13 protein-coding genes are annotated in these 16,355 nt (G+C 32.3%); 11 read left to right on the top strand and 2 right to left on the bottom strand.

Annotated features, from left to right (window positions below; all coding sequences use genetic code 11):
- From AT726_RS03495 to AT726_RS13470, 6 genes are all read left to right on the top strand, one after another.
- Positions 1 to 1,389 (top strand): oligosaccharide flippase family protein, encoded by a 1,389-nt coding sequence (locus AT726_RS03495; RefSeq protein ID WP_068759036.1) that lies wholly within the window; start codon positions 1 to 3, stop codon positions 1,387 to 1,389.
- 25 nt (positions 1,390 to 1,414) lie between these two features.
- Positions 1,415 to 2,110 (top strand): acylneuraminate cytidylyltransferase family protein, encoded by a 696-nt coding sequence (locus tag AT726_RS03490; RefSeq protein WP_068759035.1) that lies wholly within the window; start codon positions 1,415 to 1,417, stop codon positions 2,108 to 2,110.
- An 11-nt stretch (positions 2,111 to 2,121) separates the two neighbouring features.
- Positions 2,122 to 3,594, top strand: a complete 1,473-nt coding sequence (locus tag AT726_RS03485; protein WP_068759034.1) for a sodium:solute symporter — start codon at positions 2,122 to 2,124, stop codon at positions 3,592 to 3,594.
- 25 nt (positions 3,595 to 3,619) lie between these two features.
- On the top strand, positions 3,620 to 4,663 hold the full coding sequence (neuB, locus tag AT726_RS03480; protein ID WP_082704866.1) for an N-acetylneuraminate synthase: 1,044 nt from the start codon (positions 3,620 to 3,622) through the stop codon (positions 4,661 to 4,663).
- Between the two features lie 2 nt (positions 4,664 to 4,665).
- A complete protein-coding gene (gene neuC / locus AT726_RS03475; protein ID WP_068759032.1) occupies positions 4,666 to 5,802 on the top strand; it encodes a UDP-N-acetylglucosamine 2-epimerase in 1,137 nt (378 codons plus the stop codon).
- Between the two features lie 169 nt (positions 5,803 to 5,971).
- Positions 5,972 to 6,490, top strand: coding sequence for a serine O-acetyltransferase (locus tag AT726_RS13470; RefSeq protein WP_068759031.1), 519 nt, complete (start codon positions 5,972 to 5,974; stop codon positions 6,488 to 6,490).
- 105 nt (positions 6,491 to 6,595) lie between these two features.
- Here AT726_RS13470 and AT726_RS03465 read toward each other — a convergent pair whose 3' ends face one another.
- On the bottom strand, positions 6,596 to 6,964 hold the full coding sequence (locus AT726_RS03465; RefSeq protein WP_068759030.1) for a DUF2304 domain-containing protein: 369 nt from the start codon (positions 6,962 to 6,964) through the stop codon (positions 6,596 to 6,598).
- 9 nt (positions 6,965 to 6,973) lie between these two features.
- Positions 6,974 to 7,654, bottom strand: a complete 681-nt coding sequence (locus AT726_RS03460; RefSeq protein ID WP_068759029.1) for a glycosyltransferase family 2 protein — start codon at positions 7,652 to 7,654, stop codon at positions 6,974 to 6,976.
- Between the two features lie 210 nt (positions 7,655 to 7,864).
- Between AT726_RS03460 and AT726_RS03455 the strand changes: the two genes are divergently transcribed.
- From AT726_RS03455 to AT726_RS03435, 5 genes are all read left to right on the top strand, one after another.
- Entirely contained in the window at positions 7,865 to 9,709 is a 1,845-nt protein-coding gene (locus AT726_RS03455; protein WP_068759028.1) for a phosphotransferase, read from the top strand.
- Between the two features lie 3 nt (positions 9,710 to 9,712).
- Positions 9,713 to 10,645: a DMT family transporter gene (locus AT726_RS03450; RefSeq protein WP_068759027.1), complete on the top strand. Its 933-nt coding sequence runs from the start codon at positions 9,713 to 9,715 to the stop codon at positions 10,643 to 10,645.
- 9 nt (positions 10,646 to 10,654) lie between these two features.
- Positions 10,655 to 11,344, top strand: coding sequence for a sugar phosphate nucleotidyltransferase (locus tag AT726_RS03445; RefSeq protein WP_068759026.1), 690 nt, complete (start codon positions 10,655 to 10,657; stop codon positions 11,342 to 11,344).
- Positions 11,345 to 11,473: 129 nt separating this feature from the next.
- Complete coding sequence (locus tag AT726_RS03440; RefSeq protein ID WP_068759025.1) at positions 11,474 to 13,597, top strand: peptidoglycan DD-metalloendopeptidase family protein; 2,124 nt, start codon at positions 11,474 to 11,476, stop codon at positions 13,595 to 13,597.
- A 294-nt stretch (positions 13,598 to 13,891) separates the two neighbouring features.
- Entirely contained in the window at positions 13,892 to 15,955 is a 2,064-nt protein-coding gene (locus AT726_RS03435) for a DUF6077 domain-containing protein (protein ID WP_068759024.1), read from the top strand.
- Positions 15,956 to 16,355: the final 400 nt, after the last annotated feature.

The raw sequence follows: 16,355 nt of genomic DNA, 5'->3' as shown, positions 1-16,355 counted from the left end.
ATGAAGAATAGTTTTTTAAGTGCTAGTATCATCTATTTTATTGGAAATATTTTATTAAAAGGAATCGCATTTTTTACACTTCCTATATTTTCAAGGATTATGCTACCTGAAGATTTTGGGATGTACTCTTTATATACAGCAAGCTTAGGTATTTTAACTATCTTTGTGGGATTGCAAATCAATGGAACTGTAAATATATCATTTGGAAATAAAAGTATTGAACGATTTGAAAGTTATGTTTCAAATATAACGCTATTTCCTCTAGTAGGATTATTTATCGGACTGATCTCTCTTGCTATATTACCTAACTTGATTGACTTGATTCAAGTACCAACAATGGCATTTGGAATTATGATGATGATACAAGCATTCTTCTCGATTGTTACAAGTATCTATCAATCAGAGTTAGTTATTAAAAGTCAACCGAAAAAGCATTTTGTTTTTTCAATTGTTGCAACTTTATCAAATGTTATTTTATCACTTAGTTTTGTTTTGATGTTGAGAGATAATACTTATTTTGCACGTGTAATCTCAGGGGTTTTAAGTAATGGATTAGTTGGAATGTATGTATTAGTTAAGTTCATTCCAAGAATTGATTTAAAACGATTAAAGCAAGACTGGATCGATGGATTAAAATTATCTTTGCCTCTTATTTTTCATAATTTAAGTAATCAATTATTAAATGTAGCAGACCGCTATATGATTGCTTCATGGCGTAATGCAACTGATGTAGCTATTTATAGTTTTTCTTATACAATTGGGTCAATTATGGATATGATATGGTTATCAATTAATAATGCATGGATTCCATGGTATTTTTCTCAATTAAAAGATAATAATAAAGAGTTAATTAAACTGTATAGTAAGCAATATATTATCTTTTTTGTTTGGTTAACTTGTTGTTTCGTACTAGTTTCTCCAGAACTTATTTATTTTATGGGAGGGAAACAGTACGTAGATGGAATTTATATTATCCCATTAATCGTATTAGGTTACTTCTTTGTTTTTCTATATAGTTTTTATGTTAATTATCAATTCTATAGACAAAAGACAACTCTTATACCAATTGCAACAACTAGTTCGGCCGTAATAAATATTATTTTAAATATTCTATTAATCCCTCCTTTTGGGTTAATAGGAGCTGCAATAACAACAGCTATTTCTTACTTTATTATGCTAATGTTCCATTATACAATGACTGTTCATGTTCTCAAGCATAGAGATATGCCAACAGCCTATTTATGGTTAGCTATTTTATTTATGGTATGCTTTATTTTATTCACGTATGTTATATTACAATATATGTTTATTAGATTTATACTTATAGTCGTATTATGTATTATCTACGCGACATATGTCCTGCGTATAATTAAATCTTTCAAGAGGTAGTAAATTTTAGAGGAGGTAGTAAGAAATGAAATTAAACAAGAAGTTTTTGGCTTTGATTCCAGCTCGTGCAGGTAGTAAAGGGATTAAAGATAAAAATATCATCGATTTAAAAGGAAAACCACTAATTGCATACTCAATCGATGCTGCTTTAAAATCAAAGTATATTGATCGCGTCGTTGTTTCAACAGATGGAGAAGAAATTGCAGCAGTAGCGAAGGAGTGGGGAGCAGATGTTCCATTTTTAAGACCTGATTACTTAGCATCAGACACAGCAAAAACGATTGATGCCGTATTGCACTGTATTGAAGCATTAAAAAAAGCAGGAGATTCTTATGACTACCTTGTTTTATTACAGCCAACACAACCATTACGACAGTCATTCCATATTGATGAAGCAATTGAGAAAATGTTAGAGTTAGAAGCAGAGTCATTAGTTAGTGTTTCAAAGGTTAAAGAGCATCCAGTATTAATTCGTACAATTGGTGAAGATGGAAAACTTCAAAATTTATTAAATGGTTCAAGTACGGTTCGTCGTCAAGATTTCCCTGATTTTTATCGAGTAAATGGAGCAATTTATATTAATAAAATTGATGAAAATTTAAATGAAACAACAAGTTTAAATGATAATATCATTCCATATGAAATGGCACATGAGTATGATGTTGATATTGATGAATTATTAGATTTAAAAATTGCAGAATTAATGTTAGAAGATAACTAGGAGGAAATTTAATGCGCGGTTTTACAATGATTGACTTAGCAATTGTCATCATTTATTTAGCTGCAGTTTTATTTGCAGGTATGTATTTTTCTAAAAAAAGGATGACAGGAAAGGAATACTTTAAAGGAGATGGAACGATTCCGTGGTGGGTGACATCAGTTTCAATCTTTGCTACCTTACTAAGTCCAATTTCTTTTTTATCAATTGCCGGCAACTCTTATAATGGAACTTGGGTATTATGGTTTGCTCAATTAGGAATTTTCATTGCTGTTCCACTAACCATCGGATTATTTTTACCCGTGTATAGTAAGCTAAAGATTGATACGGCTTATCATTATTTAGAACTTCGTTATAAAAGTAAAGGGCTTCGAGTACTAGGAGCTTTATTATTCATTATTTATCAAATCGGACGTATGTCAATTATTATGTACCTACCTTCAGTTGTATTAGCTCCTTTAGTTGGGATTAATATTAATGTTTTAATTATCATTATGGGAATTATTGCGATTGTTTACTCGTATGGTGGTGGATTAAAGTCAGTATTATGGACAGACTTTATTCAAGGATTAGTATTAATTGCAGGTGTTGTGTTCACGTTAATCTATTTATTATTCTCAATTGATGGTGGAATAGGAACGATTTTTACGACATTACAAAATGGTAAATTTTTAGCTCCAAATGAAGTTGTTTTTGATCCGAATATTCTAAAATCAAGTGTCTTCATTATTTTAGTTGGAGCTGGAATTAATACGTTCTCTTCTTACATTTCAAGTCAAGATGTTGTTCAACGCTTTACAACAACAACAGATATTAAAGAATTACGCAAGATGACATTTGGAAATGGATTTTTATCAATTGGAACGACAACGGTTATTTATCTAATCGGGACAGCTTTATTTGTTTTTTATCATCAAAATCCACAATTATTACAAACAGCACATCAAGATCAAATTTTTGCATCGTTTATTGTTTATCAGTTACCGATTGGAGTTTCAGGAATTTTAATCGCTGCAATTTATGCTGCCTCTCAATCAACGTTATCAACGGGGTTAAATTCTGTGGCAACGAGTTGGGTTCTAGATATTCAAGATAGTTTTAATCGTCAAATCTCTGAAGAAAAACAAACAAAGATTGCAAAGTTAGTTTCACTTGGTGTTGGTATTATTGCGATTATTGTTTCAATGATTTTAGCGAATGGAGAAATTAAATCGGCATATGAATGGTTTAATAGTTTTATGGGATTAGTACTAGGAGTCTTAGCAGGAATCTTTGTGTTAGGAGTTATCACTAAAAAGGCGACAAGTATGGGAGCTTATGCAGGATTTTTTACATCTGCTATTATTGTGATTAGCTTAAAGTATAATCATCCAGAAGTTACATCATGGAGTTATGCAATTATTTCAATTGGAGTCTCATGTATTATTGGCTACATTATTAGCTTGATTCATTTAGGTATAAAAAAGCAAAAATCAGAAAATTGTTAATAGACGGGTATAGGAGATGAATGGAATGAAAAACTATATGCAAATTGGAAATCGAAAAATTGGTGAAGATTATGCACCATTAGTTATTGCCGAGATTGGAATTAATCACGAAGGATCATTAAAAACAGCGTTTGAGATGGTAGATGCGGCTTATGCAGCTGGTGCGGAAGTAATTAAACATCAGACACATGTTGTTGAGGATGAAATGTCAAAAGCCGCAAAAGAAGTGATTCCAGGAAATACAGATGTTTCAATTTATGACGTCATGGCACGTTGTGCTTTAAATGAGGAAGATGAGATTAAATTAAAAGAATATGTTGAATCTAAAGGAATGATTTTCATCAGTACTCCATTTTCACGTGCAGCAGCGGAGCGGTTAGAGCGTATGGGGGTTCAAGCCTATAAAATTGGTTCAGGAGAATGTAATAATTATCCATTAATCGATTTAATTGCCTCATACGGCAAACCAATTATTTTATCAACGGGAATGAATGATATTGAAAGTATCCGTAAATCAGTTGAAATCATGGAGAAACACGGGGTTAAATATTCGTTATTACATTGTACCAATCTTTATCCAACACCGGCTCATTTAGTTCGTTTAGGTGGAATGATTGAATTACAAAATGAATTCCCTAATGCCATCATTGGGTTATCTGATCATACGATAAACAACAACGCATGTTTAGCAGCAGCAGCCTTAGGGGCATCCGTTTTAGAGCGTCACTTCACAGATTCAAAAGACCGTCCAGGACCAGACATCGTTTGCTCAATGGACCCAAAAGAATTAAAAGAACTCATTGATGGAAGTGCTCAAATTCAACAAATGCGTGGTGGAAAAAAAGAAGCAGCTAAAGAAGAACAAGTGACTATTGATTTTGCATTCGCCACAGTTGTGACAACAAAAGAGTTGAAAAAAGGTGATGTCTTAACTTATGATAATATTTGGGTAAAACGTCCAGGTACAGGTGAAATTAAAGCTGAACATTACGAATCATTAATAGGACGTGTGATCAATAAAGATATCGAATGTGATGAGCATCTTTCATGGGCTGATTTGGAGGCGTAACAATGAAGAAGATACTTTTTTTAACAGGAACACGTGCTGATTATGGAAAATTAAAATCATTAATGAAAAGGGTTGAAAAAGATTCAAATTTTGAATTACACGTCTTTGTAACCGGAATGCATATGTTAAGTAAATATGGATCAACCTATCATGAAGTAGAAAAAGACGGATTCAAAAATATTTATAAATACATTAATCAAAAATCCAGTTCACATGACCAAATGGATATCTCACTTAGTAACACAATTACAGGATTAAGTAATTATTGTGATGAAGTGAAACCCGATTTAATCGTGGTTCATGGGGACCGTTTAGAAGCCTTAGCAGGAGCTATCGTTGGGGCCTTTAATAACATCAAAGTCATGCATATTGAAGGTGGAGAAGTATCAGGAACAATTGATGAATCGATTCGTCATGCGATTACAAAAATGGCTCACTTCCACTTGGTAGCAAATGATGAAGCGAAAAAACGTATTTTACAATTAGGAGAAAAAGAAGAATCAGTCTTTGTTTTTGGATCACCTGATTTAGATATTATGTATTCAGATACGCTTCCCAACATGGATGAAGTAAAAGACAAATACGAAATTCCATTTGAAACATTTAGTATTTTAATGTATCATCCGGTTACCACAGAAGTGGACCAATTACCACAGAAGGTTAAAAATGTGGTCGATGCCGTCATTGAATCAGGTAGACAATATGTTGTGATTTATCCAAATAATGATCATGGAAGTGACGTTATTTTAAAAGAATACAGTCGATTTGAAACTCATCCCAACTTCTTAGTTTATCCATCCATGCGTTTTGAATATTTCTTAACGTTACTGAAAAATTGTGATTTTATTATTGGGAATTCGAGTTCGGGAATTCGAGAAGCTTGCGTTTATGGAAAAATGGCCATCGACTTAGGGTGCCGTCAAAGTGGCCGTTATAGTGAAGAGAACGTTAACATTCTTCACTGTGACGAGGATACTTCTCAAATTTTAGCTTCTATTCAAACCGCGCTCCAAACTCATCCGGATTGTGCCTCATATTTTGGAGACGGAAAAAGTGATGAAAAGTTTATAGAAATTCTCAACGATTCAACGGTTTGGACAACCGAAATTCAAAAACGATTTAATGATATCGATTTTTAAAAAATAGACTTTGTGAGACGAAGATATTGAAGTTAAATTAGTCCATCTTTGATTTTAAAGAATTTCTGACTTATTTAATTCAATCATGGTTGATACAATCTTCTTTATTATCGATAACATTGTCTAATACAGATAAAAAAATATACTTGTAGAGAGTGAATGAATTATTATGTTGAATCCATTAGATTTATATAGAAATTTATTTTATACGCGTAGCGAACAATTGTTACGTGATGTAAGAATTCAAAGAAAATATTATGACTTAGCACTTAAATATAAGCATGTAAAACTATTAAATAAATTTTATACGGTCCTTTCTAATTTGAAAGGACGTGAAATCCAAATAAAATACGCATGTGAAATTGTAGGAAGTAGTGAATTAGGAAATATTATTTTTAGACATCCAACTGGAATCGTTATTGGTGGAGGTGCTAAATTGGCTGACGGTGTTATTATTCATCAAAATGTTACATTTGGAGCTTTAAGATTTGATCCAGAAACTCGCCTAGGAATTCCATGTCAACAGATTGTTGGTAAAAATACGATTATTGGAGCTGGAGCTAAAATTTTAGGTGATGTTATTATCGGTGAAAATTGTACGATTGGTGCAAATGCTGTCGTTACAAAGGATGTACCATCTAATACCACTGTTGTAGGATACAATAAACATTTACTTATAAATAGTTAGTATTTATTTTTAAAAATTGTTTATAATATTTTAAATAATTGTTTAAAGTTAGGATACATTGTAAAAAAGCAGTAGTCTCAGGTGGAGACTACTGCTTTTTGTTCATTATTCTTTTGAATCAGTTTGGTCTTTATCTACTAATGCGATTTGATGAGTTAATTCTTTGATTTTCTCCTGTAATTGACTAACACGAATTGTTAATAAAAAGATCATGATAAACATAAAGAAGATAACAATGAAGAATATTGAATTAGCTGGAGATTCAAATCCCAGTAAATTAGAGATTGCATATGGAATTTGTGGGAAAATACTGCAAATGAAGAAAATACAAATTCCGATAATCCAGACGATGATATCATCAATACGGACATTAGATTTTCTTACTTTACGAATAATGTACCAGTAAGTGAAAATACAACCAATAATCAAGATAAGTTGTAATTGAAATTTAATTATTCCGTTAATAAGAAACACACTAAATCACTACTTTCTAAAGTTTTGAATGAATAAAATGCTGATTAACATTCTTGACATATATTTAATACTATTTGTAATATTTAAATAACTTTCACCTGCGATACGCTCATCCATTTCAACGTGAACTTCTTTAATCACAGCTCCTTTTTTTAGTTGGTAAGCAATTGTATCTGGCTCTGGTGGATAGTTCATATTAAACGCAAATTCTTTAATTAATTTGTTACTGATGGCACGCATTCCACTAGTTGGATCTTTAACCTCAACACCGGTTGTAAGTTTTGTTACAAAGGTGATAATTCGAGATCCAATCATACGGGCATTCCATGGTTTTTTTGAGTTAACAAAGCGAGAACCGATAACGATATCAGCGCCACTTTCAATACCATGTACTAAATCCTCGATATATTCTGGACGATGTTGTCCATCCCCATCATATTGAATAGCAATATCGTAATTATGATGATAAGCATATTTGTAACCGGCTTGAACAGCTCCTGCGAGACCTAAATTAACAGGTAAATCTATAAAGTTATAGTTATTTTTTTTACAGATGAATTTTGTATTATCTTTCGAACAATCATTAACAACAACATAATCATATTGCGGATAAGATGTAACAAGCATATTTACAACACGTTCAATATTCTCTTCTTCGTTGTAAGCTGGTATAATGATTAACGTTTTCATCTCTACACTCCAATCTTCTCCTATTATATACATTTATTAATTTTATCATAGATTACAAGAAGCGACACTATTTTTTTCACATATCCTTTTTTATCTTAATTTTTTTGTACTAATAAGATAATGTAGAATTTTACTTGTATTTCGTTATTTAATAGGATAAGATATCTTTTGTATAACGTTCAAAAAATGAACATAAAGGTTGTGAGTTAAATGAATGAAATTTTAATGAAAATTAATAAAAATCCCGGAATTAATCAACGAACATTAGCTAGTTTATGCAGCTTATCACTTGGGAAAGTAAATGCTTTAATCGAAGATATTGAACAGAACGGATTTATTAAAAAAGAGATTAAAGGAAGAGAGCACCGTTATTTTATTACAGCAAAAGGATTAGAATTTTTAGAGCAACTGATTCGAAAATCAAAAGAAACAGTGATTGACTTACATATAGATGAGAAGTCTAATTTAAAAACAGCCGTCATTTTAGCGGCTGGTCGTAATCAGCAATTTATTGATCCTGTTTGTTTACAACCTATTGGTGAAACAACATTAATTGAGCGAATGATTAATCAGTTAACATTTTTAGACATTGAAAAGATTATCGTTGTTGGGGGATATCACATTGAGAAACTCCGTGAGATTTTACCAGAACATATATTAGTCGTATCGAATGAAGATTACAAATGGACTGGAACGATGGCTTCATTAGCTAAAGCAGAACCTTATCTTAATGAAGATTTTTTATTAATCGAAAGTGATATTGTTGTGGAGACGGATGGGTTAAAAGAATTAATCGAAGATCATAATCGAGACTCTGTCTTAATTACTGCTGAGAGTGGTTCAGGTGATGAGGCGTTTGTTGAAATTCGAAATCAACGTTTATTTAAAATTTCCAAAGATATTGCTCAACTCAATCGAATTGATGGTGAGATGATTGGAATCAGTAAATTATCGTATGAATATTTCGCTAAAATGATGGAGTTCTATCAAGATAATCAAAATCCATATTTAAACTACGAGTATTTAATGTTAGATGTGGCACATACGTATACATTAGGATATAACAAAATCGATAGTTTGTTATGGCATGAAATTGATGATGTACGACATTTAGAATTAGTTCAGTCAAAATTAATGAAACGAATTCATAAAAAAGAAAAAATGTTACATTTAGAATCTTTAAAGGTACTTGTTAGTGAATGTTTGAATATCGATATCAAGCAAGTCAAACAGATTGCTGCTATTGGTGGGATGACGAATAAGAACTATAAAGTGATGGTTGATGATCAAAACTATGTGTTACGTGTCCCTGGAAATGGAACAGAGAAAATGATTAGTCGTGTAGATGAAATTAAAAATGCTGCTTTTGCTCATGAAATTGGAGTTGATGCGGATCTAATTTATTTTAATGAACAGACAGGAATTAAGATTTCAAAATTTATTGAAGATGCCCAAACCCTCAGTCCTGAAGGAGCAAAAAAACCATATGTAATGAAGAAGATTTGTCAACTATTGAATCGACTTCATCAATGCGGGCGTGAAATGGAAAATGAATTTAACGTTTATGAAAAGATTGAATCATATGAGCAATTGTTGAACGAATTAAAAGGGAAGTATTACGACGATTATCAATCGGTTAAACAACAAGTCTTACAGTTAAAAGAATTGATGGATGACTTAGAAATAAAGCTGGCTCCTTGTCATAATGATACATTGGCTGAAAACTTTATTAAAGATGAACAAGACCAATACTATTTAATTGATTGGGAGTATGCAGGTATGAATGATCCGATGTGGGACGTGGCTGCTCATTGTTTAGAAAATGGATTCAACTCAGATGAAGAAGAATTATTTTTAAAAACTTATTTTAAACAAGAACCAAAAGAGTCATATAAAACGCGTGTCTTAATCAATAAGATTTATCAAGATTTTTTATGGAGTTTATGGACAAAAGTGAAAGAAGCTAGTGGGGATGACTTTGGGGACTATGGTATTGAGCGATATAATCGTGCCAAAGAAAATCTTAAATTATTAGCTGATAAGTTGGAGGGGTAGAGAATGAGTTATGGCTTATTATCTGGATTGCTTTGGGGATTAGATACCGTTTTGCTTGGTATCGTCATGGCGATGTCTCATTTTGTTCGAACCGAACAGATTATCTTTTTAGCTCCGTTTATTAGTACATTTTTTCATGATACATTTTCAAGTCTTTGGTTATTACTTTATTTAATTTTCAAAGGCCAATTTAAAGAGACAATAGGAAATATAAAAAGTAGAAGTGGACGTTTTATTATATTAGGGGCATTACTTGGAGGTCCTGTTGGGATGACAGGCTATTTATTGGCTATTAAATACTTAGGTCCTGCTTATACGGCAATTGTTTCTTCACTATATCCAGCTTTAGGGGCTTTATTATCGTACTTATTTTTGAAAGAGAAGATGAAAAAAAGCAATATTCTAGGGCTAATGATTAGTATTTTAGGAATCATTAGTTTAGGATATAGCCCACAAGGAATGCCGACTCATCTTGTGATGGGATTCATCTTTGCGCTTTTATGTGTGTTTGGATGGGCATCTGAAGCTGTCATTTGTTCATATGGGATGAAGGATGATGAATTGACGCCTAATCAATCACTATTTATTAGACAATTAACCTCTGCTATAACGTACGGTGTCATTATTATTCCACTGATTGAAGGGATGACGTTTACGGTCGCTACATTATCAGATCAGTCACTACTTTTAATCATGTTAACCGCTTTAGCAGGAACACTTTCTTATTCATTTTATTATAAAGCCATTCATAAGATTGGTGCTACAAAGGCGATGTCATTAAATATTACGTATTCGGCTTGGGCTGTTTTATTTGGGATTGTGCTTCAAGGGAATAGTATCGATTTAAAGTCCGTCATTTGTGGTGGCTTGATTATAATGGGATCAATTTTAGCAGCTGGTGATTTATCAGAATTTAAATTAGTTGAAGCAAAATAGGAGGAAATCATGAGAGCGATTATTTTAGCAGCGGGAATGGGAACGCGTTTACGCCCATTAACATTAAAAACACCTAAACCATTAATTCCAGTTCAAGGAGAACCGATGGCTGAACGTCAGATTAAGTTTTTACATGAAAAGGGAATTAAAGATATTATCATCGTAACAGGATATTTGAATGAATCATTCCATTATCTACAAGAAAAGTACGGGGTAAAATTAGTCCATAATGATAAATATAATGAATATAATAACCTTTATACGATGTATTTAGTTAAAGAATTTTTACCGAATTCATTTGTGTTAGAAGGTGATGTTTATTTAAATCGTAATATATTAGATGAAACGGTAACAGAGTCAACTTATTTTAGTGCTAAAAAATCTAATTTTAATAATGAGTGGATATTAAAGATAGGAACAGATGGGTATTTAGACAATATTGTTGTTGGTTCAGATCATGAAGAATTAATCATGTGTGGCGTTTCTTATTGGAATCAAGAAGATGGTGAATTTTTAAAGGCAAAACTAGAACAAGCAGTGGAACAGGGTGGATTTGAACAGTTATTTTGGGACAATTTAGTGAAAGATTCTTTAGATGAGTTAAAAATTAATGTACGTGAATTAAAATCAGATGATTTATTTGAAATTGACTCATTAGATGAATTAAATGAATTAGAAGCATTATTACAAAATAAATAATGAAAAGGCTGTGTTAACTGAGGAGTTTGACACAGCTTTTATTGTCAATAAATGATATAAAAATATATAATTTGTGGAAAATATGGTATAATCTCTAATTGAAATTATATATAAGGGTGTGGAGAGAGTATGAATCATAAGAGAAAGTATTTAGTTGTCTTTCTTTTAGCGACTATTGTAATAAATAGTCTCCAAATAGTGGCGAATGCAAGTAGTTTTGGTTTCATGGATTCATTTGAAAATCCCATGTTACCAGAGGAGGAAGAGTTAGTATTACCAGGGATGTATGAAGAAGTGAGTATCGAAGACATTCCAACAGAGAGTCGAGTGATTGTAAGATCGGCGGAAGCTGGAAGATGGATTTGGCCAACAGCCGAATTTTATCCTGTTATTTGCAAGTATTTATGTTATAAAAATCATCATGCGATTGATTTATATGCCCCAACAGGAACAGCTGTTTATGCAGGTCGTGCTGGAGTTGTTGAGCAAGTCATTTCGACATGTCCAAACATGTCTGCTAATCAAAAAGAGTGTGGTGGTGGATATGGAAATTACATCACGATTAAACATGCAACAGGTGTTTATTCACGTTATGCCCATTTAAATTCAGTTGATGTGAAAAAAGGACAGAAGGTATCAGCTGGACAAAAAATTGGAACAATTGGGACATCAGGTCGAGTAGGCGCTGCTCATTTACATTTTGAAATTCGTCAGGATACACGCGGAATGGCAGCTGGTGGTTGGGATCCACTAGATTCAACTCGTTTTAATTACGTTTTACCATCAGAAAAAAACTCAGCAAAGGTTGGTTGGGTGAAAGAAAGTAATCAATGGTATTACTATAAAGGTGGTAAAAAACAAACTGGCTGGCAAAAAGTTGACGGGACTTGGTATTATTTAAATTCAAGTGGTGTCATGCAAACTGGGTGGTTAAAAGATCGAGGAACTTGGTATTATTTAAAATCAAGCGGAGCGATGGCTACTGGCTGGCAAAAAATCAATGGAACATGGTATTACTTAAATTCAAGTGGAGCGATGCAAACCGGCTGGCAAAAGGTTGATGGAACATGGTATTACTTCAATTCAAGTGGAGCGATGTTAACCGGCTGGCAAAAAATCAATGGAACATGGTATTACATGAACTCAAGTGGAGCGATGCAAACAGGTTGGCAAAATATTGGAGGCGCACGCTACTACTTAAATTCAAGTGGAGCGATGTTAACTGGTTGGCAAAAGGTTGATGGAACATGGTATTACTTAAATTCAAGTGGAGCGATGTTGATCGGTTGGCAAGACATTGGAGGCGCGCGTTATTACTTAAATTTATCTAATGGAGCCATGTTAACCGGCTGGCAAAAAATTGATGGAAACTGGTATTATTTCTATAGTGGTGGATCAATGGCAACAAATACTGAAATTGATGGATGGTCAATTGATGCAAATGGAGTTGCAACTAAAATTGAAGCTGTACAAAATGGTTGGCTACAAGTTGGAAATGATACATTATATTATATTGAAGGTATCGCACAAACTGGTCTAGTGGATATTGAAGGGTCACGTTATTATTTCAATGAAAATGGAATGATGCAAACCGGGTGGCAAATCATCGATAATGTCAAATATTATTTCTATGAATCAGGACAAATGGCAACGAACACTGAAATTGATGGATGGTCAATTGATGCAAATGGAGTTGCAACTAAAATTGAAGTTGTGCTAAATGGTTGGCAAAAAATCGATGGTGATTGGTATTATTATGTCAATAACGTTAAACAAACAGGTTGGTTAACATTAGGAAATGATAAGTATTACTTAAAAGCTGATGGAAAAATGATGAGTGATGAATGGTTAACTCAAAATAATAAAAAATATTATTTCGCAGCAAATGGTTTAATGAAAAAAGGTTGGGTCGAGTGGCGTCATCAATGGTATTACACAAACCAAAATGGTGAAATGTTAACGAGTGGAACTGTGGATGGATGGATTATTACGCCAAGTGGTATGGCATATCTTCCAGGTCGAATGAATCCAGATTATGTTGTTAATAAATCGATTGAACGTTTATTAAATTTAGAAGGATTTGTTTATAATCCTAACCTAACTAGCAGTAATGCTAAGCATACGACCATAACAGGACAACCAGGTTATGATGAAGCATTAACAGAAGCAGTCGTTGTAGAAGTTTTAACAAGTGGAAAATCTCAATTTAATGTGTATTTAGATGAAAATACAGTACATATCTTTATAAAATAATTGAAAAGCTCCTAGCAATCGATGAGATTAAGCTAGGAGTTTTTGTATAGAAAAATGAAGCTTATCATATTTAAGTAGGCATAATAAAAGATAAAAAGATAGTACTTTTATTGCTGCCTCTAAATGATCAAACAGATTGATAGTAAGAAAGAGATATAGAGATTAATTATAATCGAATCCTGAGCATAGAAACAGTTGTTAAATTATAGTATAATATAGAAATCATTATCGATTTGGATTATGATTAGACATGATAGGTCATATAGAGTTAGATATATTAGTAAGGAGATCATTATGTTATCATTGCTTTTGTTAATTATATTATTTGTTTTATATAGCCAATTAGTTGGTCAGACGGCTTATTTTTATTTTCCTGAGATATTAGGAAAGATTAAATATAAGTGGCCAATTGGTTTCTTTATTATCTTAGGATTAATTCAACTTGTTTCATATCCGCTTCAAGCTATGCATGTATCGATGCAGGTGGTCGGGATTTGTTATGGATTTATTTTTTTAATCTTAAGTATTTTTGTGTTCCGTTATTCATATGCAGCTTACTGTGATAAACGACTAGAGATATTTAAGTTTAAAAAAGAACATTTAATGGATTATTTCTTAATAGTATTATTTATTAGCTTCAATTTTATTATCTGTTTTTCAACGAACTCCTTTAATGATACGAATGCTGATCAAAGTTTTTATATTACGTTAGTTGAAAATAATGTGGGAGCTGAACAGATTAATGGAATCTTACCTCTAAGTGGTCAGATTGGTTGGTTAGACTCTTATTATAACTTCCAAGCCTTTTACCTATTCTTAACGTTTTTATCAATGATATTTAATTTAGACGCAGTATTGGTCATGGCTTGGTTTGTGCCTGTCTTGTTATGGTTAACGGTTTCAATGACATTTTTAAATTTAATTTACTATTTTAATCGTTCTAATAAATCATGGAAAACAATGTTTATTTTTATTATTTTATGGTCTTTTGTTTCATTATTTGACTACTTTGTTAGATATAACGTCTATGGAAATAATATTCGACTTTTTGTCTTTGCTTATTTAATGATGTCGTATGCGGATTACTTTAAAAGTCCTAAGCTTCGTACGTTAATATTATGTGGACTTCTTTGGGCCAGTGCAAGCTCTTTTCAATCGACAGCTTTATTTTTAGGGATCATGATGATGGTAGCCATAGGGATTTATGAATTATTTTATCATCGAAAAGAGTTAATCTTACCTTTGATTTTTAGCGCGATGCCACTTCTTGTTTACGCAGCTTTCTTCTTATCTTATCGTTCAACAACATTACTAGGAGTGATCATAGGAGCCGCAGTTCTCTTACTAGCTATTTTATCGTGCAATCAACAAACAAAGTCAGTACTTAATCGCTTCTTTTATAGTCAATTTTTTAGATGGGTTCTTATTCTTGGTGTCATTGAAATGACGGTGTTATCTATGAAGATGGTTCCTTCTTTAAATGAAGAGGTCTCGATTTCACCGCGTTATTTTATTGAATTTTTATTTGATAAGTATGCCCCTAGACGCAATTATATAATAGAAAAGAACTGGTCAATGTTGTTATTAGCCTTAATACGTGATGGTTTATTTTTATTATATCTAGTCGCAATTGTGCAGTTTAAAAAACTAAATGAAACATTAAAATTCGCATTTATTACCCAATGGATCATCATTCTTATTTTTTATAATCCACTTGTATCTGCCTTTGTTAGTACGTACTTCACTGGTAGTGTGTACATGCGTACAGGGGATATCATCATGTCACTATTTTTGATTGCGGGAATACTCGTTTATTTTGTTAATCATTCAAAGTTTCGTGAAGTTGTTATTGTCTTAGTATGTTTATCAGCCATTCAACTAGCAACGAAAACACATCAGTATTTGACCCACGATTTTAATCAGATAGGTAATACGCAAACCTTTAATCATCTATACCGTATGGATCAAGATATTATTGATACGGCTAACTATATTGAAACTTTTGTAGAAGAACACTATAGCGGAGAGCGTCCTAAAGTGTTGACTACTCAGTTAGAGCTCAACTATTTTGCTCATAACTATGAAATGCTCTATACTGTCAATGAAGAACGACGTGTCTTTAATGACAGTTATCGTCAAACTAAACCAGAATTATATCTATTACGTGATGGCTTACGTAAATCATATGAGCAATCAGAAGAGCAGCAACGACAATTTAAACAAATTCTAGAACAATTAAAACCCGATATTATTGTTGTCCCAGCTATTGCTGCCCCATGGATACATGATTTATTTAATGAAGTTGCTTTAAAAATAGACGAGAACTCGTCATATAGCGTATACCAATTAATAAAATAATTGAATATGAATTCAAAAATCCATTTAATACCTCATAAACTAGAGGTCATTAATGGATTTTTTGCTGTTTAAGAATAATTGAGTAATATAGATCTGTTTATTTCGACCTCAAACTTTGAGTTATGCTATAGCTCTTATAGTTAAGGAGGTGAATTTCTTCATAAAAGAAAATCGGATAATTGTTCCTGTTTAGCTCAGAGAATTTAATTTGAATTCAGCTATCCACTATGAGATAGAAGGTTCTAATTCAGCTTGTAGATTCAAAATGAATGGTACTGAAGTAAATATCTGTGGTAAGAGGATAAGTTCTACACATTGCTTTATTGAAGATATTTAAATCTGCTAGTTGATTTCTCGAATATTCACAATCCCTCGGCTAGTCAGATTTATAGTTAAATTT

It is taken from the genome of Turicibacter sp. H121 (genome assembly GCF_001543345.1).
Lineage (GTDB): Bacteria > Bacillota_I > Bacilli_A > MOL361 > Turicibacteraceae > Turicibacter > Turicibacter bilis.
Note: the sequence above shows the minus strand (reverse complement) of the source record. Positions and strands in the feature narration are given on the sequence as shown.

Bases quoted from the DNA above. Each gene is read 5' to 3' on its own strand.
- AT726_RS03495 (WP_068759036.1), top strand. From the start codon at position 1: ATGAAGAATAGTTTTTTAAGTGCTAGTATCATCTATTTTATTGGAAAT.
- AT726_RS03490 (WP_068759035.1), top strand. From the start codon at position 1,415: ATGAAATTAAACAAGAAGTTTTTGGCTTTGATTCCAGCTCGTGCAGGT.
- AT726_RS03485 (WP_068759034.1), top strand. From the start codon at position 2,122: ATGCGCGGTTTTACAATGATTGACTTAGCAATTGTCATCATTTATTTA.
- neuB (WP_082704866.1), top strand. From the start codon at position 3,620: ATGAAAAACTATATGCAAATTGGAAATCGAAAAATTGGTGAAGATTAT.
- neuC (WP_068759032.1), top strand. From the start codon at position 4,666: ATGAAGAAGATACTTTTTTTAACAGGAACACGTGCTGATTATGGAAAA.
- AT726_RS13470 (WP_068759031.1), top strand. From the start codon at position 5,972: ATGTTGAATCCATTAGATTTATATAGAAATTTATTTTATACGCGTAGC.
- AT726_RS03460 (WP_068759029.1), bottom strand. From the start codon at position 7,654: ATGAAAACGTTAATCATTATACCAGCTTACAACGAAGAAGAGAATATT.
- AT726_RS03455 (WP_068759028.1), top strand. From the start codon at position 7,865: ATGAATGAAATTTTAATGAAAATTAATAAAAATCCCGGAATTAATCAA.
- AT726_RS03450 (WP_068759027.1), top strand. From the start codon at position 9,713: ATGAGTTATGGCTTATTATCTGGATTGCTTTGGGGATTAGATACCGTT.
- AT726_RS03445 (WP_068759026.1), top strand. From the start codon at position 10,655: ATGAGAGCGATTATTTTAGCAGCGGGAATGGGAACGCGTTTACGCCCA.
- AT726_RS03440 (WP_068759025.1), top strand. From the start codon at position 11,474: ATGAATCATAAGAGAAAGTATTTAGTTGTCTTTCTTTTAGCGACTATT.
- AT726_RS03435 (WP_068759024.1), top strand. From the start codon at position 13,892: ATGTTATCATTGCTTTTGTTAATTATATTATTTGTTTTATATAGCCAA.